This window comes from Franzmannia pantelleriensis (assembly GCF_900102875.1).
GTDB classification, from domain to species: domain Bacteria; phylum Pseudomonadota; class Gammaproteobacteria; order Pseudomonadales; family Halomonadaceae; genus Franzmannia; species Franzmannia pantelleriensis.
On sequence record NZ_FNGH01000009.1, the window covers coordinates 1 to 23,824 of the forward strand.

General features: G+C 60.1%; 19 protein-coding genes and 1 pseudogene. 5 read left to right on the top strand and 15 right to left on the bottom strand.

Annotated features, from left to right (window positions below; translation table 11 throughout):
• Positions 1 to 74: 74 nt before the first annotated feature.
• Entirely contained in the window at positions 75 to 284 is a 210-nt protein-coding gene (locus BLT16_RS12225) for a hypothetical protein (RefSeq protein ID WP_245701638.1), read from the bottom strand.
• A 193-nt stretch (positions 285 to 477) separates the two neighbouring features.
• The gene (locus BLT16_RS12230) at positions 478 to 1,860 is read right to left on the bottom strand and encodes a CHAD domain-containing protein (RefSeq protein ID WP_089658802.1); all 1,383 of its coding nucleotides are present in this window, start codon (positions 1,858 to 1,860) and stop codon (positions 478 to 480) included.
• A gap of 23 nt (positions 1,861 to 1,883) precedes the next feature.
• On the opposite strand from BLT16_RS12230, the gene BLT16_RS20645 reads away from it, so the two are divergent.
• The gene (locus BLT16_RS20645) at positions 1,884 to 2,033 is read left to right on the top strand and encodes a hypothetical protein (protein ID WP_218124450.1); all 150 of its coding nucleotides are present in this window, start codon (positions 1,884 to 1,886) and stop codon (positions 2,031 to 2,033) included.
• Positions 2,034 to 2,123: 90 nt separating this feature from the next.
• Here the strand turns inward: BLT16_RS20645 and BLT16_RS20650 are convergent, their stop codons facing one another.
• The 3 genes from BLT16_RS20650 to BLT16_RS20660 form a co-directional block, all read right to left on the bottom strand.
• Positions 2,124 to 2,576: a hypothetical protein gene (locus tag BLT16_RS20650; RefSeq protein WP_143025067.1), complete on the bottom strand. Its 453-nt coding sequence runs from the start codon at positions 2,574 to 2,576 to the stop codon at positions 2,124 to 2,126.
• 102 nt (positions 2,577 to 2,678) lie between these two features.
• A complete protein-coding gene (locus BLT16_RS20655) occupies positions 2,679 to 3,431 on the bottom strand; it encodes a hypothetical protein (RefSeq protein WP_143025068.1) in 753 nt (250 codons plus the stop codon).
• 161 nt (positions 3,432 to 3,592) lie between these two features.
• A complete protein-coding gene (locus BLT16_RS20660; RefSeq protein ID WP_143025069.1) occupies positions 3,593 to 5,377 on the bottom strand; it encodes a hypothetical protein in 1,785 nt (594 codons plus the stop codon).
• 21 nt (positions 5,378 to 5,398) lie between these two features.
• Between BLT16_RS20660 and BLT16_RS12245 the strand changes: the two are divergent.
• Positions 5,399 to 6,951: pseudogene (locus BLT16_RS12245) on the top strand (IS3 family transposase).
• On the opposite strand, the gene BLT16_RS12250 reads toward BLT16_RS12245, so the two are convergent.
• The 3 genes from BLT16_RS12250 to guaB form a co-directional block, all read right to left on the bottom strand.
• Positions 6,937 to 8,667, bottom strand: a complete 1,731-nt coding sequence (locus tag BLT16_RS12250; protein ID WP_176817229.1) for an ATP-binding protein — start codon at positions 8,665 to 8,667, stop codon at positions 6,937 to 6,939. The pseudogene BLT16_RS12245 and the gene BLT16_RS12250 sit on opposite strands and share 15 nt — an antisense overlap.
• 199 nt (positions 8,668 to 8,866) lie before the next feature.
• Positions 8,867 to 10,441, bottom strand: coding sequence for a glutamine-hydrolyzing GMP synthase (gene guaA, locus BLT16_RS12255; protein WP_089658806.1), 1,575 nt, complete (start codon positions 10,439 to 10,441; stop codon positions 8,867 to 8,869).
• Between the two features lie 95 nt (positions 10,442 to 10,536).
• Positions 10,537 to 12,006, bottom strand: a complete 1,470-nt coding sequence (guaB, locus tag BLT16_RS12260; RefSeq protein WP_089658807.1) for an IMP dehydrogenase — start codon at positions 12,004 to 12,006, stop codon at positions 10,537 to 10,539.
• 155 nt (positions 12,007 to 12,161) lie between these two features.
• On the opposite strand from guaB, the gene xseA reads away from it, so the two are divergent.
• On the top strand, positions 12,162 to 13,517 hold the full coding sequence (xseA, locus tag BLT16_RS12265) for an exodeoxyribonuclease VII large subunit (protein ID WP_089658808.1): 1,356 nt from the start codon (positions 12,162 to 12,164) through the stop codon (positions 13,515 to 13,517).
• Between the two features lies 1 nt (position 13,518).
• Here the strand turns inward: xseA and glrR are convergent, their stop codons facing one another.
• The 6 genes from glrR to BLT16_RS12295 form a co-directional block, all read right to left on the bottom strand.
• Positions 13,519 to 14,901, bottom strand: coding sequence for a two-component system response regulator GlrR (glrR, locus tag BLT16_RS12270; protein ID WP_089658809.1), 1,383 nt, complete (start codon positions 14,899 to 14,901; stop codon positions 13,519 to 13,521).
• 34 nt (positions 14,902 to 14,935) lie between these two features.
• Positions 14,936 to 15,472 (bottom strand): hypothetical protein, encoded by a 537-nt coding sequence (locus BLT16_RS12275; protein ID WP_089658810.1) that lies wholly within the window; start codon positions 15,470 to 15,472, stop codon positions 14,936 to 14,938.
• Positions 15,473 to 15,475: 3 nt separating this feature from the next.
• Positions 15,476 to 16,984: a sensor histidine kinase gene (locus tag BLT16_RS12280; protein ID WP_089658811.1), complete on the bottom strand. Its 1,509-nt coding sequence runs from the start codon at positions 16,982 to 16,984 to the stop codon at positions 15,476 to 15,478.
• Between the two features lie 824 nt (positions 16,985 to 17,808).
• Entirely contained in the window at positions 17,809 to 19,122 is a 1,314-nt protein-coding gene (gene argA / locus BLT16_RS12285) for an amino-acid N-acetyltransferase (protein ID WP_089658812.1), read from the bottom strand.
• Between the two features lie 139 nt (positions 19,123 to 19,261).
• The gene (locus tag BLT16_RS12290) at positions 19,262 to 20,530 is read right to left on the bottom strand and encodes an inorganic phosphate transporter (RefSeq protein WP_089658813.1); all 1,269 of its coding nucleotides are present in this window, start codon (positions 20,528 to 20,530) and stop codon (positions 19,262 to 19,264) included.
• A gap of 64 nt (positions 20,531 to 20,594) precedes the next feature.
• Positions 20,595 to 21,275, bottom strand: a complete 681-nt coding sequence (locus BLT16_RS12295; protein ID WP_089658814.1) for a TIGR00153 family protein — start codon at positions 21,273 to 21,275, stop codon at positions 20,595 to 20,597.
• 101 nt (positions 21,276 to 21,376) lie between these two features.
• On the opposite strand from BLT16_RS12295, the gene BLT16_RS12300 reads away from it, so the two are divergent.
• Positions 21,377 to 22,237: a CYTH domain-containing protein gene (locus tag BLT16_RS12300; RefSeq protein ID WP_089658815.1), complete on the top strand. Its 861-nt coding sequence runs from the start codon at positions 21,377 to 21,379 to the stop codon at positions 22,235 to 22,237.
• Between the two features lie 17 nt (positions 22,238 to 22,254).
• Positions 22,255 to 23,154, top strand: a complete 900-nt coding sequence (locus BLT16_RS12305) for an ion transporter (RefSeq protein ID WP_089658816.1) — start codon at positions 22,255 to 22,257, stop codon at positions 23,152 to 23,154.
• Between the two features lie 19 nt (positions 23,155 to 23,173).
• Here the strand turns inward: BLT16_RS12305 and BLT16_RS12310 are convergent, their stop codons facing one another.
• Positions 23,174 to 23,797, bottom strand: a complete 624-nt coding sequence (locus BLT16_RS12310) for an L-threonylcarbamoyladenylate synthase (protein WP_089658817.1) — start codon at positions 23,795 to 23,797, stop codon at positions 23,174 to 23,176.
• Between the last annotated feature and the right edge of the window lie 27 nt (positions 23,798 to 23,824).

The following is a 23,824-nucleotide window of genomic DNA, read 5'->3' on the forward strand; positions in this document are numbered from 1 at the left end:
CAGTCCATCGATCTGTTTGCGCATGTCGACCGGCTCGCGGCACAGGTAGACGCGCAGCCGGGTATCCGGCCGGATCATCGAGCCACCTCCACGGCGACGAAGCGCAGCGGCCGATGGCGAGGTGGCACGAGCACACCCTGCACCACCAGGCGCTGCTCCCACGCCAGCAGTGACGCCAGCTCCAATCCTTGCTCCTCGGCATACTCGCTCAACGCCATCTGCCGGGAGGAGGCATGGAACAGGTGGCCCAGCCAGAAGGCCTGTGTCGAGGTCAGGTCAGTCATGATGCCCTCCTTGCTATCGGATGACACCAGTCTGACGGGCGCTACTCAGCTGCAGAAGATGGGGTTTGTGGAGCGCTTACGGTGGAAGAGATGCTGGAGATGGAGCGCGAAGCGCTTATTCAGATGCTATTACCTTAATGTCTTATCAGCGCCTAGGTGTAGGGTCCCGGATGATCGGCGGCGCGGCTGCGGTTCAGGCGTTCAGCGGGGCGAGCGCCATGATCGCCTCGCGCTGGGCGTCCTTCTCGGTCTGGAGGGTGGCCTGCCAGGCGGCGATATCAGCGCTGGCGTCGGCGGGGGCCGCGCCGCTCTCGACGAAGGCGGCCAGCCAGGCTTCCCGAGTGCAGAGATCCTGGAGCTCCCCCAGTAGGGTCTGGCGCTGCTTCAGGTCGGCCAGCAGCGCACGATGGCGCTTCGGTTGCAGCTCGGCCAGGTAACGGATGCGCTTTACGGTCTTGCGCAGGTCGTGGAAGGCCTGGTCCGGGGCCTCAAGCGAGAGGGCGACAAGGTCGCGGTTGTGGCCGGCGATGCGCTCGGCGAGTACCGCTTCGATCCGCGCCGGGGTTATCCGGACCAGGGCTTTACGGAACGCTTCACCCTCGAGGTAGACCTGCCAGGCTTGCATCTCCGCGACATAGTCCGGCTGGCGAAGCTGCTGGCAGAGCCGCTGATGCTCCCCGCGGGCCCGCTCGCTCAGCCAGCCGTGGAGGGCACGGTGCGTGCCCTCCTCCGTGGCGCGCGGCGCGGCTGCCAGGCGCGCCAGGAAGACATCGAGGTCGCGCAGGTCGCTGGTGTCCTGGGCGCGCCGCTTGAGGTGCTTGAGGTGGCACTTCAGGCCGGGCACCTTGTCGCACCTAGGGGCGCGGGCGGTGGCCAGTAGCGCCTCGCCGATGGCGCGACTGCGGCGCAGGTTGACCCGGTACTGGTGCAAGAATTCGGGGTCAGCACCGACCATCACCCCGGGCTCGAGGGCCCTGACCAGGGCGTAGAGATGCTCAAGCTGCATCTGGAGGCAGCCAGCCAGGTCGGCCTTGCCCTGCGCGCGCGGCGTGGGGGCACGGCGCTGAAAGAGCGCGTGGCTGGCCGCCGCCGGCACCAGGCTGGCGGCAAGCCGAGCGCAATCCGGCGCGAGTGCCTGCCAAGGGACAGCCGGCAGGACGAGATGCAGCAGACCGCCGGTGGGCAGCCGGTCTGGCGCGTCATGGCAGAGCCAACGGCCGAGCTCCACCAGGGCCGGGTTGTGGCCGATCACCAGCACCCGCTCGGTCGGGTCGGGAAGGCGCTTCACCCAGTCAAGCAGCGCCTCCCCCTCGAAGGCGTAGAGGGAATCCTGGCGGTGGGCCCGTGCGGCCAGGCCCAGGGTGGGTACGGCGGCATCAAGAGCCGCCAGGGTCTCCCAGGTGCGCCGCGCGCTGCTGACGTGGATCTCACCCGCCAGGGCGCCCCAGCGCTGCAGGGGGCCGGCCATGGCGGCGGCCTGTCGCTGCCCGCGCCGGCGCAGCGGCCGCTGGTGGTCGCTCATGTCGCCGCTAGCCTGGCGAGCCTTGGCGTGACGCATCAGGAAGAGGTGGCGCATGGTGGGTCTCCAGCAAACCGCTCATGCTGCCAAGCTTAGGCCAAGCCGGGCACGCGCTCGACCTTCATCAGGGCTTCACCCTCGGCCCCGCCACCGGCGAACTGCTCGCCCAGATAATGGATGGCGAAACGCCTGAGGTGAATATGGCACCGTTCCGGGTTGATCGCTTCTGAAAGCAAAGCGGGCCCCCTTGAGGCGCACGCTTGTTTGATGCTTGTGTGTGATGTGACGGTATTCACCTGACAGCCACCGCTCCTATGAAATTAGATTGAGAGTGTTTCATATCTAACCCTCCTACCTTCAGAGTATTTTTGCTTCTTGCGAGCATACCCATCGAGCTTTTGTTCAATTTCGGCCGCTTCATCAATTCCTAGCCTAGTGAGAAATGACAACTTTTTTCCAATTCCATTTAAGGAAGTACCAAAGCTAATACCGCCGTCTTCGGACAACCACCAGCGATCGTGAATTGGTAGTTCCCAATCCATACCTTCTGCGCCAGCAAAGATCATCTCTACCGAAGGCAAGTCCCCTGTACTTACGTATTCGTTCCAATAGTTCACGATAGAATCTATAATATCTCCTTGGCACACGGATTCAATTTTTCTCTTCTGTCGTAGTGTTGTCATTATAGTCAACTTAAAGTCGGGATCTTTATTAGTCACTTGACCAACAAAGCCAAAGTCTTCAATTGAGAAGTATGGGTCAAAGATGAACAACTCATCTCCTCTCAACTCTTCCACCCAGCTTCTTACGAAGGCAATCGCCTTTTCTCTCTCGTTAACATCAACCGAAATAGAATTTTCCTTGTCTACGGCCTCTTATTTATACTTATCTCTAACTTCTAGCTTATATATTTTTGAAAAAGAAGTCGTGCACAAATGAAGCACATTAAATATTGGCCGAATGTATTTTTGCGAATTATTTCTACCCTGGTACTTACTCCCCAGCATGTGTATATAGTAACTAAGCAATGGATACATGCCTTCGTAATCGTAACCAGCAACCCCCTTTAAGAAAAAACCATAGCTACTCGATTTAACTGGAGGATGATTGCCAGCATTTAACTTACCTAACATTTGCCAAGCAAGATCAGCGTACTTATCCTGATCAGGGGTAGAGGCTATATCTTCAACCTCTGGATCAAACTTCTTTTTCTCTTCTGCTTCTTTCTTCTTCTTGATGATATTTTTCTCAAGAATAGCTTTTCTAGCAGGATCGTCATTGTATACCGTAGACAAAGCATCCGGAAAATCTTCATCAATTCCATACGCTGCATCAATCAACGATAATCTATAGCTATAATGCTCTTCGCTTTCCTCATGGGAGGATAACACAAAAGCCATCTTCAAACATTTTTTTGCAAAAACCTTGTTTGTCCTTTTCGAGATATTAATAAGGTATTCATATCTGGTCATTTTGTCAGAAAAGGAAGGTATGTCAGAAATAAGCGATAAAGACTCTTCGAATGCCTCATTCCTCTCTTTTTGGAGCGATACTGGCATTAGCTCAGCCAGAGTAGCTATAACGAAAGAGCGGTCAGATACATTAGGGATTTTTCTCGCCTCTTCCAATATACTTTTCCATTCTTGGACATTCTTACTCTCCTCAACACTTAACCGTATGGCTTTAGAGCAAATTTTATACCCCTCGTGTACTATACCAATGTTCTTGGGGAATAAACTCTCTTCAAAAGAGATCAACTTTGCAAGTATGGAATTAAATTGTGGCTCACTTAAAGACCTTTTTTTCTAAGGTTCAACACGACCCTCGCTACCTCATACAAATAAAAAAAGGCAGAGGAGTCTTCACAAAGGAGATCAATGAGTTCAAGCAGGCATTCAACATCAACAAAAGAAATATCATAATCATGGTTCTTAACTGGGTCGAACGGATCACCAATTATACAATCACGAAGCAAATATTCGATACATCGACCAATTATTCTATCATGCATGAACACATCGTTTCTCTTAACCTGTTCAATAAGCTTTGCCGCTGATACTTGGCTGCACTTATATACTACTGGAGCTGCAAGATAAACGCAGGTTAAATACTGTGTTGTATATTTACCCCCTAAGCTATCAAATAGAGGAAGGATATGATCTTCTATTATTTTTCTTGCCTCACCTTCCTTTGAATTTTTCTGGAACACTGATACCAATCTTGAAAGCTGCTTTGCTCTTAATCCAACACTAGATATTTTCCCAATTTGCTCAAGAAGTACTATTACATCATCTTCATCGTACGTACTGCTTCTTACAAGAAAAAACAACGACCGGATCTGCAAGTCAATGGAGGATACATAAGCATGCAACACCTCCTCATTATCTACGCTTGCTTCTCTTCTTAAATCGATTGCACGCTGTACATATTCTTCGGATAAGCTAGTATCACTCTGGCTTACTACATTTGATATCTTGAAGGCGTGATCAATTCTCACACACTCACCATCTAAATGGTCCCACGCTTGGATCATGCTATCTCTTAGCTTACTTTCTTGTTCTTCAAGAGTTATTTTCTTGTTTCTTAACAACTGGATCAAATTTGAGGAAAATTTGCATATATTAGAGCTGTTTTTTGAACGCAAAGCCAGCTTAACCACTTTCTTAAAGTCATTCTTTGATATGGGTTCATGTTTACTTAAGTGGCTAATGACATGCAAAATACATTCATCTCTATGCTGTGGAACCCGAATATGGCGTATTTCTTGGCACAGAGCATCAATCGAAACTGAGCTTTCTACATTGTCATTAACATAGTAATCACAATAGCTACTTATAGAGAAGCTTTTTGCTTCAGACTTCCTGAACTCGGTATTTAGTTTATTGGTCCACGCCAAAGCGTTTTTTAAATCATATAGGGACTCGTAGAAAAAGGCCTCTTTAAGGATGTCGAACTGATTTGCCGTGCTATTTATAACTTGATTAAAATAGTCTTGCTTACTTTCACTAATCTGGCCACACAAAACCTCGTCATCATTTACTCTACTTCCAAGTAGGCTTAGTGCTGCTAAAGCGACGGCTTTATCTTGAACACTATCAGTAATATAGCTATATATATATTGACAAGTAATAGATTCAATCCCATGCTTTTTTTCGAAATCGCTGATATTTAAAAGCATTTCAACAAGACTTACAGTCGGACCAACCCGCTTAGCTGTTTGAATTTGCGCCTTTATTTTATTATATGTTTCCTCTACTCTATAGCTCATATCTAAATAAGGTAGGCAGGAGCAAACATCAGAGTAAAATGCGGCGGTGGCTGAATAATCAGTAGTTTTAATAGAAAGATCTATTACATACTCGAGGAGTTTATCATTCCCTTTACGCTTAGGAGATGATTTAATCCAATTCCTAAGTATAAATATTCGATCACCAACCTTTTCAATATTCTCTAAGCCATCAATTATTTTATCGGCAGGCTTTCCTTCTTTAAAAAGCCGTATAGTGTCGATTGCTTTCCTTTCCCCCACTGTCAAGCTAGTTGGAGTATCAGCGGCTGTTAGACTCTGAACCATGTGGGGCGTGACGAGGTTCCGATGAAGTACTCCGACGAGCGCCGAGAAGCCATCCTCAAGAAGCTGCTCCCGCCGCACAACCGCACGGTGGCGGAGGTGGCCCAGGAAGAAGGCATCTCCGCGGCGACGCTGTACAACTGGCGCAAGAAAGCTCGGCAAGCGGGCCGTCTCCTGCCTGACCAGAGCGATGATCCCGAGGGCTGGAGCTCGCAGGACAAGTTCCATGCCGTGCTCGAAACGGCGGCCCTCAGTGAGGCTGAGCGTGCCGAGTACTGCCGGCAGCGCGGCCTCTATCCTGAGCAGATCCAGCGCTGGCGGGCGAGCTGCGAAGGCGCCAACGACCGGAGCGATGCCGCCTCCAAGCAGCAGAGTGAAGCCCGCAAGGCGGACTGCCAGGAAAACAAGGAGCTCAAGCGTGAGCTCCGCCGCAAGGAGGCCGCCCTCGCGGAAACCGCTGCGCTGCTGGCATTGAGAAAAAAGGCCCGAGCGATCTGGGGGGACGAGGACGAATGATCAGCACTTCAGATCGCCAGGACGCCCTACAGCTGATCGATGAGGCGCGTGCCGAGGGAGCCCGCCTGCAAGCTGCATGTGCAGAGCTCGGCATCGGCACCAACACCTACCGCCGCTGGGCGCGAGGTGATCAGGATCGCCGGCCTCAGGCCGTGCGGCCTGTCCCGCGCCATGCCCTGTCGCCGGAGGAGCGTCAGCAGGTGCTGGAGATCTGCCATCGTCCCGAGTTCGCCAGCCTACCGCCCGGGCAGATCGTGCCGCGGCTGCTGGACGAGGAAGGTCTCTACGTGGCGTCAGAATCCAGCTACTATCGCGTCCTCCGGGCGCATGGCGAGCAGTACCATCGTGGCCGCGCTCGTGCCCCACGCCCCAAGGGCGATCCTCAGCGACACCGCGTGACACGCCCCAATACCTGTTGGAGCTGGGATGTGACGTATTTGCCGACCCAGGTGCGTGGACAGTTCTACTACCTCTACATGATCGTCGACATCTACAGCCGCAAGATCGTCGATGCCGAGGTCTTCGACCAGGAGTCCATGGTCAACAGCAGCGAGGTCATCCAGCGCGCCGTGCTGCGTGAGAGCTGCATCAACCAGCCGCTGGTGTTACACGCCGACAACGGCTCCGCCATGAAGGGCTCGACGCTCCAGGCGACACTGCAGAGACTGAACATCACCCCGTCGTACAGCCGCCCCCGCGTCTCCAACGACAACGCCTTCTCGGAGTCGCTGTTTCGGACCTGCAAGTACCGGCCCGACTACCCGATAGACGGCTACGAGAGCCTGTCAGCGGCGCAGCGCTGGGTGACCGGCTTCGTGCATTGGTACAACCACGAACATCGCCACAGCGCCATTCGGTTCGTCACACCGGGCGAACGACATGCCGGCCAGGATAACGAGGTGCTGGCAAGGCGAGACGCCATCTATGCCGAGGCGAAACGGCAACATCCCTGTCGGTGGAGCGGTGCCACCCGCAACTGGTCACCGCGCCGGACGGTCTGGCTGAACCCGGACCAGGAAGACCCGCTGGTTCAGCGTGATCAGTGGTTAGAAGCCGCCTGATTCCAGGTTCCAACAAGCTTGACAGGCATCGCTTTTCTTTTCACTAAAATTTTTGATTTCTATTTCACCATCAAATGCATCAGGTTTCTTTTGCAATGCATGTAAAGTAAATCGAAAAAAAGCATATTCAGACTTATTTTCACCTCCCCCTCCCATTTGGTCGATTTGATTTATGAGCGACATCGCTTTTGCTGAATCAAAAGGCAGTAAGTCCATAGCGATATCTAAGGTTTTTTCTACTCCTAAACTTTCCGGGCTTATCCCTTGAAATAGAGTTTCTATTTGAAGCTCAATACTCTCTGGCAAGGGTTTCTCTTTTTCTTTGTAGTCAGCTGCTATCATGCACAAAATTTGCAACTGCTCTTCTTTAGACGCAGCACCATGAGCCAAATCTAAAGCAGTTTTAACATCCTCTTTAATAAGAAAGTTTTTCAACTCACTCTTCAAGAGAGATGAAGTTTTTATTCCAGTCACGAGAGACTTTAAAAAGCTAAAGCGTAGCATTTCAAGCTCATTATCCTCTGCACATGAAATCCCCAAATCCAACTGCCTAAACAAGTCATTCAAACTTTTTGACTCACTCAAAAGCAGCTCTAGGTTTTCATTTGATAAGTGACTAATAACTGCCTGAGTATCACCTAGGTCATTGAAGTAGCTTGGCAGAGAAGATAGACTATCTAGGCTTTTTGGAGTTTTGGTCATTATGTTTGTTATATATCTCAGCGACTTCATTCGTAAGTCTTTTAGCTTCTTCCTGGCGAACTTTGCGAAGCCTACTGATCTGAATTTTGCATGCTTATCAGTTACATGTAAAAAGCTAATACACTCCGCCTCTATTATACTTTCATAACGCATGCCAATCTCTAGAGAAATTTGTTCAAGACTCAAAGATGTCTTGGAAAAAGCAAGTATTCCTAGAAATTCTTTATACTTCTCCACAACACTCTCTGATCTACTCCACTCCTCTTCAAACAAGCCTTCTGTATCTTCCACATCCATCTGTAAAATATCATCGATTGTTACTCCTTGCTCAGTTAGCCTTTTTATAGAACTGAGCATCTCTGGCGTTGCTCTGAAAGAATTCAGGAGCACTCTCAGCTTATCATCACCAATGCCAGGTAATAGCTTTTTAGTCTCCTCAAGTGAAAACAAATCTATATTAATTGATTTTGTTTTCCTAGACTTTATACTTTTTTCAAGCATCCCTTTTTTAGCGGAAAAGAGGAACTTTATATTTTTCTTTCCAATAGGTAAGTAGTCTAAAAGATCTTTGATGTAGCTATCATCATCATCAGGTATTTGATCTAGTCCATCCATTACAACATAAAGCTCTTTATTATGCTTTTTTATTATATACTCCAGCGTGCCGAAATTTTTTACCATCTCCTTTTTATCAAATATACCATTAGTAATATCAACATCTTGATTTAAGTAAATCTTAACTTGTAATATTATATCCCTTATAAGCGACTCTAAGTAGTAAGAATATTTATTGATAGGATCGATAGATAAAACAATGCTGCTCTTTTCGTGTCTACTAAAGAACTCCGCAAGCACTGAGGTCTTACCGAAACCTTCTTCGCCATAAACAAATACTACGTCATTAGCATCCAAATACATCTCAATAGTATTTATCAAACCATCCCTTGAAACATGCCCCTTAAACTCAGGGAAAGAATAATTTGAATAATCAGCCGGCACAACAATTGAGCTCATAGATTCACCCAGATAGTATTTATCGTCCCTGCGACAGTCCAATATGCACCTTGTTACTTGTTCTATCGGCAGTCGTCTCAGTAACCTTAGCCCAGTACACAAGACTAGGTAAAAGATTGCAAAGAAAAAGGGCCTACCCATTGGTAGACCCTTGATCTCGATCAGCTTGGCCGTGTCAGGCGTTCTGCCTAGGCGCGCCTCACTCCCACTCAATCGTCGCCGGCGGCTTGCTGCTGACGTCGTAGGTCACGCGGGAGACGCCGCTGATCTCGTTGATGATGCGGTTGGAGACGGTCTCCAGCAGCTCATACGGGAGGTGCGCCCAGCGGGCGGTCATGAAGTCGATGGTTTCCACGGCGCGTAGGGCGATGACCCATTCGTAGCGGCGGCCGTCGCCGACCACGCCCACGGATTTCACCGGCAGGAACACCGCGAAGGCTTGGCTGGTCTTGTGGTACCAGTCGGCGTTGTGCAGCTCCTCGATGAAGATGGCGTCGGCTTCGCGCAGGATGTCGGCGTACTCTTTCTTGACCTCGCCGAGGATGCGCACGCCGAGGCCCGGCCCCGGGAAGGGGTGGCGGTAGACCATGTCATAGGGCAGGCCGAGCTCGACGCCGAGCTTGCGCACTTCGTCCTTGAACAGTTCGCGCAGCGGTTCGACCAGCTTGAGCTTCATGGTCTCGGGCAGGCCGCCGACGTTGTGGTGCGACTTGATCACATGGGCCTTGCCGGTCTTGCTGGCGGCGGATTCGATGACGTCGGGGTAGATGGTGCCCTGGGCCAGGAAGTCGACGCCTTCGATCTTGCTGGCTTCCTCGTCGAACACCTCGATGAAGGTGTTGCCGATGATCTTGCGTTTGGCCTCGGGGTCGGCTTGGCCCTCGAGCTTGTCGAGGAACAGCGGTTCGGCGTCGACGCGGATCACCTTGACGCCCATGTGCTTGGCGAAGGTTTCCATCACCTGCTGGCCTTCGTTCTTGCGCAGCAGGCCGTTGTCGACGAACACGCAGGTCAGCTGGTCGCCAATAGCGCGGTGCAGCAGCGCGGCGACGACCGAGGAGTCGACGCCGCCGGAGAGGCCGAGCAGCACGTGGCGGTCGCCGACCTGGTCACGCACCCGGGCGACCTGGTCTTCGATGATCTTGGCCGGGGTCCAGAGTTTCTCGGCGCCGCAGATGCCGACCACGAAGTGCTCGAGGATGCGCTGGCCCTGGAGGGTGTGGGTCACCTCGGGGTGGAACTGCACGCCGTAGAAGTGCTTCTCAGCCCAGCTCATGGCGGCGATGGGGCAGCTCGGGGTGGAGGCGGTCACGGTGAAGGTGTCCGGCGCGCGGGCCACCTTGTCGCCGTGGCTCATCCACACGTCGAGCAGCGCCTTGCCGTCGTGGTCCACATGATCCTTGATGTCGCGGAACAGGTCGTCGCTGCTGTCGATGGTGACCTGGGCGTAGCCGAATTCATGCTTGTTGGAGCCCTCCACGGCGCCGCCCAGCTGCTCGGCCATGGTCTGCATGCCGTAGCAGATGCCCAGCACCGGCAGGCCCAGTTCGAACACGCACTGCGGAGCCCGCGGCGAGCCCTCGGCCACGGTGGACTCCGGCCCGCCGGAGAGGATGATGCCGTTGGGCTGGTACTCGCGGATCTCCTCCTCGCTGATGTCGAAGGCGCGGACCTCGGAGTAAACGCCGATCTCGCGCACGCGGCGGGCGATCAGCTGGGTGTACTGGGAGCCGAAGTCGAGGATCAGGATCTTGTGGGCGTGAATGTCGGTCATCTGGGCATCTCTTGCTGGCAGCGTAGGCGGCGGGCCGGATACAAAAGGGTGCGGCGGGGTATGCCCCGCCGCGGTGGTACCTCTCGAGCTAGCGGTCAGCTAGCCCGGTAGTTGGGGGCTTCCTTGGTGATCTGCACGTCGTGGACGTGGGATTCGGCGAAGCCGGCCCCGGTGATCTGCACGAACTCGGGCTTGGTGCGCATCTCGAGGATGCTGGTGCAGCCGGTATAGCCCATCGAGGCGCGCAGGCCGCCCATCAGCTGGTGGACGATGGCGCTCATCATGCCCTTGTAGGGCACGCGGCCTTCGACGCCTTCCGGCACCAGCTTGTCGGCGCCGGCGTCCTTGTCCTGGAAGTAGCGGTCGCTGGAGCCCTGGCTCTGGGACATGGCGCCCATCGAGCCCATGCCGCGGTAGGCCTTGTAGGTACGCCCCTGGTAGAGCTCGACCTCGCCCGGCGCTTCTTCGGTGCCCGCCAGCAGGCCGCCGATCATCACCGTGCTGGCACCGGCGGCGATGGCCTTGGCCAGGTCGCCAGAGAAGCGCACGCCGCCATCGGCGATCAGCGGGATGTCGTAGGGCTTGAGCGCCTCGGCAACGTTGGCGACGGCGCTGATCTGCGGCATCCCCACGCCGGCCACCACGCGGGTGGTGCAGATCGAGCCCGGGCCGATGCCGACCTTGACCGCGTCGGCGCCGGCCTCGGCCAGGGCCACGGCGGCGCCGGCAGTGGCGATGTTGCCGCCGATCACCTGCACGTCGGGGTAGTGCTCCTTGACCCAGCGCACGCGATCGATCACGCCCTTGGAGTGGCCGTGGGCGGTGTCGACGACGATGGCATCGACCCCGGCCTCGACCAGCGCGGCGATGCGGTCGGGCGTTTCGGGGCCGGTGCCCACCGCGGCACCGACCAGCAGGCGGCCGTCACCGTCCTTGGCAGCGAACGGGTAGGTGCGCGCCTTCTCGATGTCGCGCACCGTGACCAGGCCATGCAGGTGGAAGTTGTCATCGACGATCAGGATCTTCTCGATGCGGTTTTCCTGCAGCTTGACCTTGATCTCCGACAGCGGCGTGCCCACCGGCACGGTGACCAGCTTGTCACGCGGGGTCATGATCGCTTCGACGCTGTCGCTGTGGTCGGGCTGGAAGCGCATGTCGCGGCCGGTGACGATGCCCACCAGCGCATCGCCCTCGACCACCGGGAAGCCGGAGTAGCCGTACTCGTCGGCCATTGCCAGCAGGTCCTGCAGCTTGGCCTTGGGACCCACGGTGACCGGGTCCTTGACGATCACGCTCTCGTGCTTCTTGACCTTGCGCACCTCGGCGGCCTGGCCGGCGATGGTCATGTTCTTGTGGATGATGCCGATGCCACCTTCCTGGGCCATGGCGATGGCCAGGCGCGCTTCGGTGACGGTATCCATGGCGGACGAGACGAGGGGGATATTGAGTTCGAGGTTGCGGGTCAGGCGGGACTTGAGGCTGACATCCTTGGGCAGGACCTCTGAGTAGCCGGGAACGAGTAATACGTCATCGAACGTAAGCGCTTCTTGGGCCATACGTAGCATAGCGGCAACACCCATTTTGAGCAGATGGGAAGTGGGGCGAGGGAAAAATTAATCGAACATTATAGCGGGTCGGGTGCGGGTGCAGCAATGCGCGTCGTGGTTCGCCGCATGCAGCGTGCTAAGCTGCGGGTTTTCGCGCATTACGAGCTTCTGCCATGTCTGCCGTTCCCGATACCGTGCTCTCCGTCAGCGATCTCAACCGCCGCGCCCGCCTGCTGCTGGAGGGCGACTTCGGCGACTGCTGGGTGGAGGGCGAGCTGTCGGGGGTGTCGCGGCCGGCCTCGGGCCACGTCTACTTCACCCTCAAGGACGAGCGCGCCCAGCTGCGCTGCGCGCTGTTTCGCAACCGCGCGCGCTTCGTTGCCGCGCCGCTCAACAACGGCGACCGGGTCAAGCTGCGCGGCAAGGTGTCGCTGTTCGAGCCGCGCGGCGACTTCCAGATGATCGTCGATGCGGTGCAGGCGGCCGGCGCCGGCGACCTGCTCGCCGCCCTGGAGCGCCTCAAGCATCAGCTCGCTGCCCAGGGGGTGTTCGCCAACGCCCGCGCCCTGCCCTTTCCGCCGCGCCGGCTGGTGGTGATGACCTCGCCCAGCGGCGCGGCGATTCGCGACGTGCTGGCGGTGCTGGCGGCGCGCTGGCCGCTGGTGGAGGTCAACATCGTGCCGGTGCCGGTGCAGGGCCGCGAGGCGGCCCCGGCGATGATCCGCGCCCTGGCGCTGCTCAACCGCCAGAGCCAGCCCGGCGGGCGCTTCGACCCCAGCCGCGATGCGCTGCTGATCACCCGCGGCGGCGGCAGCCTGGAGGACCTGTGGGCCTTCAACGACGAGCACCTGGCGCGGGCGATCTTTCACTCGCGGCTGCCGGTGATGTCGGCGGTGGGCCACGAGGTCGATACCGGCCTCAGCGACTTCGCCGCCGACACCCGCGCGCCGACCCCTTCCGCTGCCGCCGAGATGCTGGTGCCCGACCAGGCCGACCTGCGCCGGCGGCTGAGCCTGGCCGGCCAGCGCCTGGCCCAGGCCCAGCAGCTGCGCCTGCAGCGCGAGGGCCAGCGTCTCGATCATCTACGCGCGCGGCTGCGCCACCCCGGCGAGCGCCTGGCCCAGCAGCGCCAGCATCTGGCCCAGTTGGAGGCGCGCCTGCAGCGCGCCATGCGCGCCCGCCTCGACCACGCCCGCCAGCGCCAGCAGCATCTTCAGGCGCGGCTCAACGGCATCGACCCCGCCGGCCTGCTACACCAGGCCAGGCTGCGCCAGCGCCAGGCCAGCGAGCGCTTGTTCGCGGCCATGCCGCGCCAGCTGGAGCGCCAGCGCACGCGCCTCGAGGCCCTGGCCCGCGAACTGCAGGCGGTCAGCCCGCTGGCGGTACTGGGCCGCGGCTATGCGATCATGGAAGACGAGCAGGGGCAGGTAGTGCGCCGCGCCAGCGACGCCCAGCCCGGCCAGGCGTTAACGGCCCGACTCGGCGAGGGTCGGCTAGCGGTGGAGGTCAAGCGGCGCTTGAAGAAGTGAGTTAGCCGTTGCTGACCAGCTCGGCGGCGCCCGGCTTGAAGCTGCTGGGCTCCAGCTCGTGGCGATTGAGCAGCTTGTAGAAGTCGGTGCGGTTACGCCCGGCGATGCGCGCCGCCTGGGTCACATTGCCTTCGGTGATCTTGAGCACCTTGATCAGGTAGCTGCGCTCGAAGCTGGCACGCGCCTCGTTGAACGACGGCAGCGCGTTCTCCTCGGCGGCCAGCGCCTGAGAGACCAGCGCTTCGGGAATCATCGGCGAACTGGTCAGCGCCACGCACTGCTCGACCACGTTGACCAGCTGGCGCACGTTACCGGGCCAGGCACACGACGCCAGCAGGTTGAGCGCCTCCGGCGAGAAGCCCTTGACGAACGGCTTGTGTCGCTCGGCGGCCTGGGCCACCAGGTGCTTGGCCAGCAGCGGCACGTCCTCGGCACGCTCCTTGAGCGCCGGCAGCTTGAGGTTGACCACGTTGAGGCGGTAGTAGAGGTCCTCGCGGAAGTCGCCCTCGCGCATGGCGCGGTCGAGGTCGCGGTGGGTCGCCGAGATGATGCGCACGTCGATGGGCACCGAGGTGGTGGAGCCCAGCGGGCGGATCTGGCGCTCCTGGATGGCGCGCAGCAGCTTGACCTGCAGGGTCAGCGGCATGTCGCCGATCTCGTCGAGAAACAGGGTGCCGCCGTCGGCAGCCTGGAACAGCCCTTGGTGCTGATTCACCGCACCGGTAAAGGCGCCCTTGGCGTGGCCGAACAGCTCGCTCTCGAGCAGCTGCTCGGGCAGCGCGCCGCAGTTGATGGCCACGAACGGCTTGTCGGCCCTGCCGCTGGCCTGGTGGATGGCGTTGGCCATCAGTTCCTTGCCCGACCCCGAGGCACCGGTCACCAGCACGCTGACATCGGCGCCGGCGACCATCCGCGCCTGCTCGAGGATGCGTTCCATCTGCGGGCTGCGGGTGATGATCGCCGATCGCCAGGCGTTGTCGCCGTCGACCGCCGGCCCCGGGGTCTGCGACAGCGCCTCGTCGATGGCGGTGAACAGTTCCTCGCGGTCTACCGGCTTGGTCAGGAAGCTGAACACCCCCTGACGGGTGGCGCTTACCGCGTCGGGAATCGATCCATGGGCGGTGAGGATGATCACCGGCAGGCCAGGCGCCTGACGCTGGATCTCATGAAACAGCGCCAGACCATCCATTTCGTCCATGCGCAGGTCAGAGAGCACCAGGTCGGGACGCGCTTCGCCCAGCCGGTCAAGGGCTTGGCGGCCGCTTTCGGCGGTAGTGATACGGAAGCCGCGGCTTTCCAGACGCATGCCCAGCAGCTTCAGCAGGCTCGCGTCGTCATCCACCAGCAGGATATGGGCGCCTTGCGGTCGGGCTGCTTGTTTCACGATTCACTCCCTCGTCTCGTCGGTGTTACAGATCTCAGGGCGAGTACTGGCGCAGGTTGATGCTCTGCTCGATATCCGTTAGCGCCTCGAGTTTCTCGGCCAGCGACTGGTTCTCCTCGGCCAGGCTGCGGCGCTGGCTTTCGCTGCGCTCGAGACGGTTAGCCAGTGAGCGTCGCCCCTCCACGTCGTTGAGCCAGTAGCGCAGCAGCGGCTGCAGGTCACTGGGCGCGGCATGCAGGTCCTCTTCCAGCATCGAGGCGGCCTGGTCCCACTGCCGCTCGCTGCCCCACGCCAGCACCACCGCACGCTGCAGGTGCTGCTCGGGGGTGCTGCCCTGTAGCTGCTCGAGCTGTGCCTCGCGCCACTCGCGGTCACCGCGCTGTGATGCCAGGCCGTAGGCCACCCAGGCATCCAGCAGGCAAGTGCTCTCGACCAGGGTCGGGATCGGCTCGTTGCACTGGCTGGGCAGTTCCGCTTCCGGCTCAGGCTCGCTCTGTTGCATGCCGGGAAGCGTTTCACATCCCGCCAGCAGCGTCGCCGCAGCCAGCGACAGCAATATTCGATAGTTCATGACTCAGTTGTTCCTTGCGTGATGACTCGCCGCCTCTGCGGGCAGCATCAAGGTCACATTATTCGTCGCCGGCTCACTGGGCTCGGCCTCTGCCCAAGGCAGTACCAGACGGAAACACACCGGCAGTTGACGATCTTCGACCAGCGTCAGCTCGCCGTGCTGCGCGCGGGCGCAGTCGGCAGCCACCGAGAGGCCGATCCCCGAGCCCTTGAGCGGGCCCTTGCGCCGGGCACGGCCCTGATAGAAGGCTTCGAACAGTCGCGGACGGTCCTCTTCGGCGATGGGCTCGCCACTGTTGGCCACCTCGATGAACAGACGCTCTCCGCGGGTCCAGGCGCGGATCGCCAGCATCCCGCCGTCTTCGCCATAGGCAATAGCATTGGACAACAAATTATCGAGAACGCGCCCGGTGGCAATGCGATCAGCCTGCCAGTCGAGGGGCTTGTCGAACCATTCGACGCGCATCTCCTTGTGTTCGAGGGCCAACTGATGCTTGGCGAGCAGCTCCTTGACCACGGTGGCCAGATCGAAGCGCGACACGTTGGCGCCGTTATCGTGCTGCAGCAGATTATAGTCGAGTAGCTGCTCGATCAGGGTCTGCAGCTCCTTGCCGCTCGTGTCGATCAGCTCGAGGATTTCCTGCTGACGCGGGGTGATCTCGCCGGCCACGCCGTCGCTGAGCAGTGCCGTACCCTCGCGTACGCTGGCAAGCGGGGTCTTGAGCTCGTGGGACATATGGCGCAGGAACTGCTGCTTCTGCGCTTCCAGCTCGCTGAGCCGCGATGACAGCCAGTCGAGGCGGTCGCCGAGGCTGACCAGTTCGGCGGGCCCCTGGATGGTTTTGGGCGGCGGCGCCGTGCCACTGTTGCCGAGCCCCAGGATGCGCCGCTCGATCTGGCGAATCGGACGAATGATCAACCAGGTAAACAGCAGCATCAGCAGCAGGCTGGCCGAGACCAGGGCGGCGGTCTGCAACCACAGCCGCGCCTGCACGCTGCTGGCCTGCTCGCGAATGGTGTCGATGCGGGCGTCGATATGGCGGTTGGTAGCGCGGCGCACCGCCTCGGTATTGGCGGCGAAGGGCACGAAGGCGAACAGCTCGTCGCGGAACTCTTCGATGGGCAGCTCAGGCATGCTGCGCAGCAGAGACAGCTGGTCGAGCAGCGCCTGCATATGCGGGTCGTCGGGCAGCAGCCGGCGGTGCTGGGCGAGCAGCTCACCGAACTCGTCGACCCGCTCGAGGTAGATCTCCATCAAGCCTTCCTGCTCGATCACCGCATACTGGCGCGCGCTGCGCTCCATCTCCAGCGCCAGGCTGGAGAGCTCGCGCGCGCGGCGGGTCTCTTCCACCGCCTGGCGCGCGCTGACGTCGGCCAGGCGGGTGAGTTCGGAGAGCGCCTGGCCGGCCTGGAACATCAGCACGCCGAGCGGCAACATCACGACGATGAAGGCAAGCAGCACCAGCTGCAGCAATGAGCGAGGGCGCCAGCGGCGCGAGACCTGGGTGGTCATGACCAAAGTTCTATGTAGAAGGAAAAGAGGCGGTGTCATGGCTGTTCCACACAGGATAACAGAATTGTCGTTTTAGCCGTCGAGCAAAAAAAGAGGGCCGGCAGAGCCGGCCCAAGTACGCAGGGAACTGAAGGGGTAGAGATTGAGATGCATTAGCCGCCTGGCCGGATAATCCATCGTCACTCTCTATGAGCCCGAAGGCTCGGAAGCCGTGCGCCAGCATCCTCATGCCAGGGTGCCGCTGCCGCACTGCGAGTGGCATGCCACTCGGCTTCGTTCTCGATATCGCTGCCCAAGGCAGCGCTATCCTGAATTCGATCCCCCACTGGTGGGGGATGAGGCATCCATGCCGGGGCGTCCTTGCCCTTACGGTGCCCTTCCTTGCCTAACCGGCGGCACCCCGTCTCATCGCAACCTAAGTCACACATCGCGTGGAGCAGACGCTGGTCAGCCCAGTCGAGCAAGTGGCACAGGGTGGTGATGCTTGCCCTGCTGGTCTGACCTGGGAAGCGGATCGAGCCGTATTGATCCACTTCCCTTGCTCGCCCTAACCATTGCGACAGCTGTGCCAGAAATGCCGACAAGCATTTAAAATCAATGAGTTAAAAACAGATAAGGTGTGCCAGTTTTTACCAGGGCACAGAAACGTGCCAATCGGGAGGCAAACCTGCGGCAATTACGTCGCCATATAGCAACACCAATCCGCAGATAAGAAAAAATGGCTTATATGTCATCAAGTTAGCTGGTTGCCATTTGGCGACACACCAAGCCCACCTGCCGCATTTCGGCGACAGGTGGCCTGAGAGTGCTGTGGTTCCGGTTGGCTAGACCAGCGACTTGAGTAGGATCTTGGATTTGCGCGCGTGGTTGTAGGCGTCGCGCTTGAGGTGCGGCAACTCGCTAAGCTCGGCCAGGCGAAAGCCGTGCTCGAAGAACCAGTGGGTGGTGTGGGTCGTCAGCGCAAACAGCGAGGTCAGCCCCTGGCGCCTGGCGCGGCGCTCGGTCTCGGCCACCAGCAGTTCGCCGCGCGCGCCGCGCCGATAGTCGCCATGCACCGCCACGCATGCCAGCTCCGCCATCGCCGCCTCGGGGAAGGCGTGCAGCGCCGCGCAACCGATGATCATGCCATCGCGCTCGATCACCAGGTAGTCGTCGATCTCGTGCTCGAGGCGCTCACGGGAGCGCGCGACCAGCATGCCGCGCCGCTCGAGCGGCTCGAGCAGCTCGAGCAGGCCGGCGATATCGCCCAGTTGGGCGGCGCGCAGCTGCTCGTAGCGATGCTGGGTGATCATGGTGCCGATGCCGTCGCGGGTGAACAGCTCACCGAGCAGGGCGTCGTGGTCGTGCCACGACAGCAGGTGGGTGCGTGCCACGCCGAAACGCGCGGCACCGCAGGCCGCCGCCAAGTGGCGATCCAGCTCGCTACCCGGCGCCGAGCGATGCCGCAGCGGCTCGGCTTCCGCCGGGGTCAGCTGGCGCTGCAGGGCGCCGCTCTCGTCATGCAGCCCATCGGCTTCGCCGAGCAGAATCAGCTTGTCGGCCTTGAGCGCCACCGCGGCCTGCTGGGCAACTTCCGACGCATCCAGATCGAAGACCTCACCGGTGCTCGAGAAGCCCAGCGGCGGCAGCAGTACCAGTGAGCCTTGCTCGAGCAGCGCCTGGACCGCCGAGGCGCGCACCCGGCGCACCTCGCCGCTGTGATCGTAATCAACGCCCTCGCGCACGCCCAGCGGCTTGGCCATCACCAGATTGCCGGAAACCGCGGTCAGTTCGACACCGTGAAGCGGGGTGTTGGGCAGCCCCAGCGACAGCCGGGCCTCCAGCCATAGCCGCTGCTCGGCGGCGACCCGCTCGACGCAGGCCATGATGTCAGTGTCGGCGATCCAGCGGCCCTCGTGGCGGGTGGGGGTGACCCCGGCGGCCTCCAGCGCGGCGTTGACCTGGGGACGAATGCCGAACACCACCACCAGCCGCACCCCCAGGGTGTGCAGCAGAGCCAGGTCCTGGATCAGCTGCTCGCCTCGCCCCTGCGCCATGGCCTCGCCTTCGATCAGGATGACAAAGGTTCGGCCTCGGTGCGCATTGATATACGGCGAGGAATTGCGGAACCAGTCGACGAAGGGAAAGCGAGTGTTCAAGGGCCGCGCTCCGGCAGCAGAGGAATGGAAAGGGGTTGAGGCTCGATGATAGCAGAGCAACCAAACGTGCGGCACCACCGCCAGGAAGGCAACGGCCCGCAGCGAGTGCGGGCCGTCAGTGCATGCATGGCGCTGGGCGCTAGCCAAAGATCCCCTTGAACATGAAGAAGAAGATGATCGCCAGGCCGGCACCGGCCGGCAGGGTGATCAGCCACGACATCACGATGGTGCCGATCACCCGCAGGTTGAGCGCCGCGATGCCGCGTGCCAGGCCCACCCCCAGCACCGCCCCTACCAGGGTATGGGTGGTGGAGATCGGCAGGCCGGTGCCCGAGGCCAGCACCACGGTAGTGGCCGCCGCCAGGGTCGCGGCAAAGCCGCGGCTGGGCGTCAGCTCGGTGATGCCGGTGCCCACGGTGGCGATCACCTTGTGACCATAGGTGACCAGCCCGAAGACGATACCGCCGCCGCCGAGGATCAGCACCCACCAGGGCACCAGCGCGGCGCTGTCGATCACGCCGTCGCTCTGCACCACGCTGATCACCGCGGCCAGCGGGCCGACCGCGTTGGCCACGTCGTTGGAGCCGTGGGCGAAGGCCATGGCGCAGGCGGTGAAGATCATCAGCACGCCGAACACCCGCTCCACGCCGGCGTAGCCGAAATGGTCGTCGGCGGGCAGCGGCAAGACGCTGACACGCCGCTCGAGCAGCACGCCGAGCCCGGCGACGACCAGGCCGATCAGGATCGAGAACAACAGGCTCTGGCCAAAGCTGAGGTCGAGACCCACATGGGTCAGCCCTTTGGTCAGGGTGACCATGGCGACCACGAAGCCGACCAGGAAGGCGTACATCGGCACGTAGCGCCTGGCCGCTGCGAACGGATCCTTGGCCTCGAAGATCAGGTACTGCACGGTCTTGAACAGCATGTAGGCGATGCTGCCGGCCAGCAGCGGCGACACCACCCAGCTCGAGGCGATGGTGCCCACCTGGCCCCAGGCCACCGCCTCTACCCCTAGCCCCACGGCACCGAAGCCGACGATGGCGCCGACGATGGAGTGGGTGGTGGAGACCGGCCAGCCGCGCGCCGAGGCGACCATCAGCCAGATCGCCGCGGCCAGCAGCGCCGAGAGCATGCCGTAGACCAGCAGCTCGGGGTTGCCGTCGAGCAGGTCGGGATCGATCATCCCCCCACGAATGGTGGAGGTGACCTCCCCGCCGGCCAGCCAAGCGCCGAGGAACTCGAAGATCACGGCGATGATGATCGCCTGCTTGATGGTGATCGCCTTGGAGCCTACCGAGGTGCCCATGGCATTGGCGACATCATTGGCGCCCACGCCCCAGGCCATGAAGAAGCCGAAGGCACACGCCAGAATGATGAAGATTTCACCGTGTTGCGCAATGATCAACATAGGGTCGGGTCCTATGTGGGTGTCGGGTCAGGACGAGGCAACCGCCGAGGCGGCGTCATGGGCCTCAGCGAGCGGTGAGAATTTGCAGGCGGCTACCGACGCGCTCGGCGCGGTCGGAGAGTTCCCCGATCCAGTCGATGATCTTGTAGAGGAAGATCACGTCCACCGGCGGCAGCTCGCTCTCCAGCTCGAACAGCTGACGGCGAATCGCCACCTGCTGGTCGTCGGTCTGGTGCTCGAGCTCATGCAGATCGCGAATCAGGTTCTGCATCACTTCGTTGACGTTGCGTCCGAAGCCAGACTCGAGCAGCTCCTTGAGCTCCTCCAGGGCCTTGCGCGCCTGGGCCACGGAGGCCACGGCGGTAATCAGGTAATTGCGCATCGGCTGCGCCAGCGGCTGCGGCATGCGCATGCAGCGCCCCAGCATGATGCCGGTGATGTCGCGGGCCTTGTTGGCGATCTTGTCCTGGACGCTGATCAGGTCGAGCAGGTCCGAGCGCGAGACCGGCAGGAACATGGTATTGGGCAGGTTGAGCCGCAGTTCGGTCTTGAGCTCGTCGGCCTGGTGTTCGAGGTCGGTGATCGCCTCGCGATGGCGGGCAGCGGCGTCCCAGTCCCCGACGAGGGTCGCGTCATAGAACGGCAGCAGCTGGTCGGCACACTCATTGACCTTGACGATATGCGCCAGCAGCGGCTGGAATGGCGAACGACCAAACATCGCCGAGAACGGATTCGTGGTTACCATAGAGCGGTTTGCGCAGTTGGGAATGGCGGCGACAGTATAGAGACTGCCACCCCCAGCGTCATGAAAAATTCATACAACCGTCATCCAAGGAACCCTCATTCATGAGCCAGGAAATCGAGCTCAAGCTCGCCCTCGACCACGATGGCTTCGCCGCCCTGCCCGCGCTGCCGCTGCTGGCCACCGGGGCCGAGCCGCGACGCAGCCTGGTCAATACCTACTTTGACACCCCCGAGGGTGACCTGGAGCGCGCCAAGGTCGCACTGCGCATCCGCCAGGTCGGCGAGCGCTGTCTGCAAACCCTGAAAACCAGCGGCGCCGGCAGCGGCGGGCTCTCCCAGCGCGGCGAGTGGGAGTGGCCCATCGACGGTCCCGACCTGGACCTGGTCGGCCTTGCCGCCCTGCCGCCGATGCGCGACCTGGATGCGGCCACCCTGGATGCCCTGGCACCACGCTTTCGCACCGACTTTCAGCGCCGTACCTGGCAACTGAAGTGGCACGACAGCCATATCGAGCTGGCCCTGGACCGGGGCGAGATCGTCGCCGGCAGCCGGCAGGCCGAGATTTGCGAGCTGGAGCTGGAGCTCAAGGCGGGCGAGGTCGCTGCACTGTGGCAACTGGCCGAGACCCTCGCCGAGCAGGTCGCGCTGCGCCCGGCCCAGACCAGCAAGGCGGCCCGTGGCGCGGCGCTGGGGGCCAACCAGTGGACGCTGCCCGAAGACGATACCTCCCCGCGCGCCTGTTTCGATCGCAGCATGGCCGCCCTGGATGCCTACCGCGACAGTCATCAGCCGGCGTTTATCGAGACCGCCCGCGACGCGCTGGCCAGACTTGCCGTCAACGCCGATGATCGCGACACTCAGGACTTGGCTCGGCGCGCTGCCCAAGGCCTCGACGCGCACGGTCGGCTCGACCTTGCTGGCGGCCAGGCTGCTCTGGCCCTCGCTCAGCGACTTGCCGACTGACGGATCAGGAGGATCCCATGGACCCTGCCCTCAAGCCTGGTGGCGAAGGCCTTCGCACCCGGCTGTTTCAGATCATCTTCGAGTCGGACACGCCGCTGGCCAAGGGCTTCGATATCGCGCTGATCATTGCCATCCTGGCCAGCGTGCTGATCGTCATGCTCGACAGCGTCGAACACCTCAACGCTGCCTACGGCAGCCTGTTCTACTGGCTGGAGTGGGGATTCACGCTGGCGTTCACTCTGGAACTGCTGCTGCGCGTCTACTGCCTGGAGCGGCCTCACCAGTACCTCAAGAGCTTCTACGGGGTGGTCGACCTGCTGGCGATCCTGCCAACCTGGTTGCTGCTGGTGGTACCGGGTACCCAGTCGCTGGTGATGATCCGCCTGCTGCGGGTACTGCGCATCTTCCGCGTGCTGCGGCTGATGCAGTTCGTCGGCGAGGGGCGGCTGCTGGTCGAGGCCCTCAAGAACAGCTGGCACCAGATCCTGCTGTTCCTGTTCGGGGTGCTGATGATGGTGACGCTGTTTTCGTCGCTGATGTACGTGATCGAATCCAACGACGCCGGTTTTACCAGCATTCCCACTTCGATCTACTGGGGCATCGTCACCCTGACCACGGTGGGCTACGGCGACATCGTGCCGGAGACACCGCTCGGACAGGTCATCTCGACACTGGTAATGCTGCTCGGCTACTCGATCATCGCCATCCCCACCGGGGTGTTCTCCGCCGAGGTGATTCGCTCGATTCGCGCCGACCGCTACTCCGACGAAGCCTGTCCGGGCTGCGGCCACGACCGCCACGAGAAACGCGCCCGCTACTGCCTGCGCTGCGGCACCTGGCTCGACGAAGAGACCCCCGACCCTAACGCCGAGAAGGAAGAGGACGACGACAACGCCCCCTCCACCGATCCGGCGTAAGGGGGCGTCGCGACCGGGCTCAGACCTGGAACGGCGACGGGTCGCCGCGGCCTTCACGCACGATGACCGGTGGTAGGTCGCGCAGGTCGACCACGGTGGTCGGCTCCAGATGGCAGGCACCGCCGTCGATGATCAAGTCGAGATGGGCGCCGAAGCGTTCGCGAATCTCATCGGGGTCGGTCATCGGCAGCTCCTCGCCAACCGGGATCAGCGTCACGCTCATCAGCGGCTCGCCCAGCGCCTTGAGCAGCGCGTGGGTAATCCGGTGGTCGGGCACCCGCACGCCGATCGAGCGCCGCTTGGGGTGCAGCAATAGCCTGGGCACTTCCGAGGTGGCATTGAGGATGAAGGTGTAGGGCCCAGGTGTATGGGTCTTGAGCAGGCGGAACACGGCGTTGTCGACCTTGGCATAGGTACCGATCTCCGACAGGTCGGAGCACACCAGGGTGAAGTTGTGCTTGTCATCCAGCGAGCGCAGCCACTTGATCTTCTCGATCGCCTTCTTGTCACCGAGATGACAGCCCAGCGCGTAGCCGGAGTCGGTAGGATAGGCGACCACTCCGCCCTGGCGAATGATCGTCAGCGCCTGGTCGATCAGGCGTTTCTGGGGATTTTCCGGGTGCAGTTGGAAGAACTGGGTCATGGCATGACTCCTTGTCGCGTGTTGCTT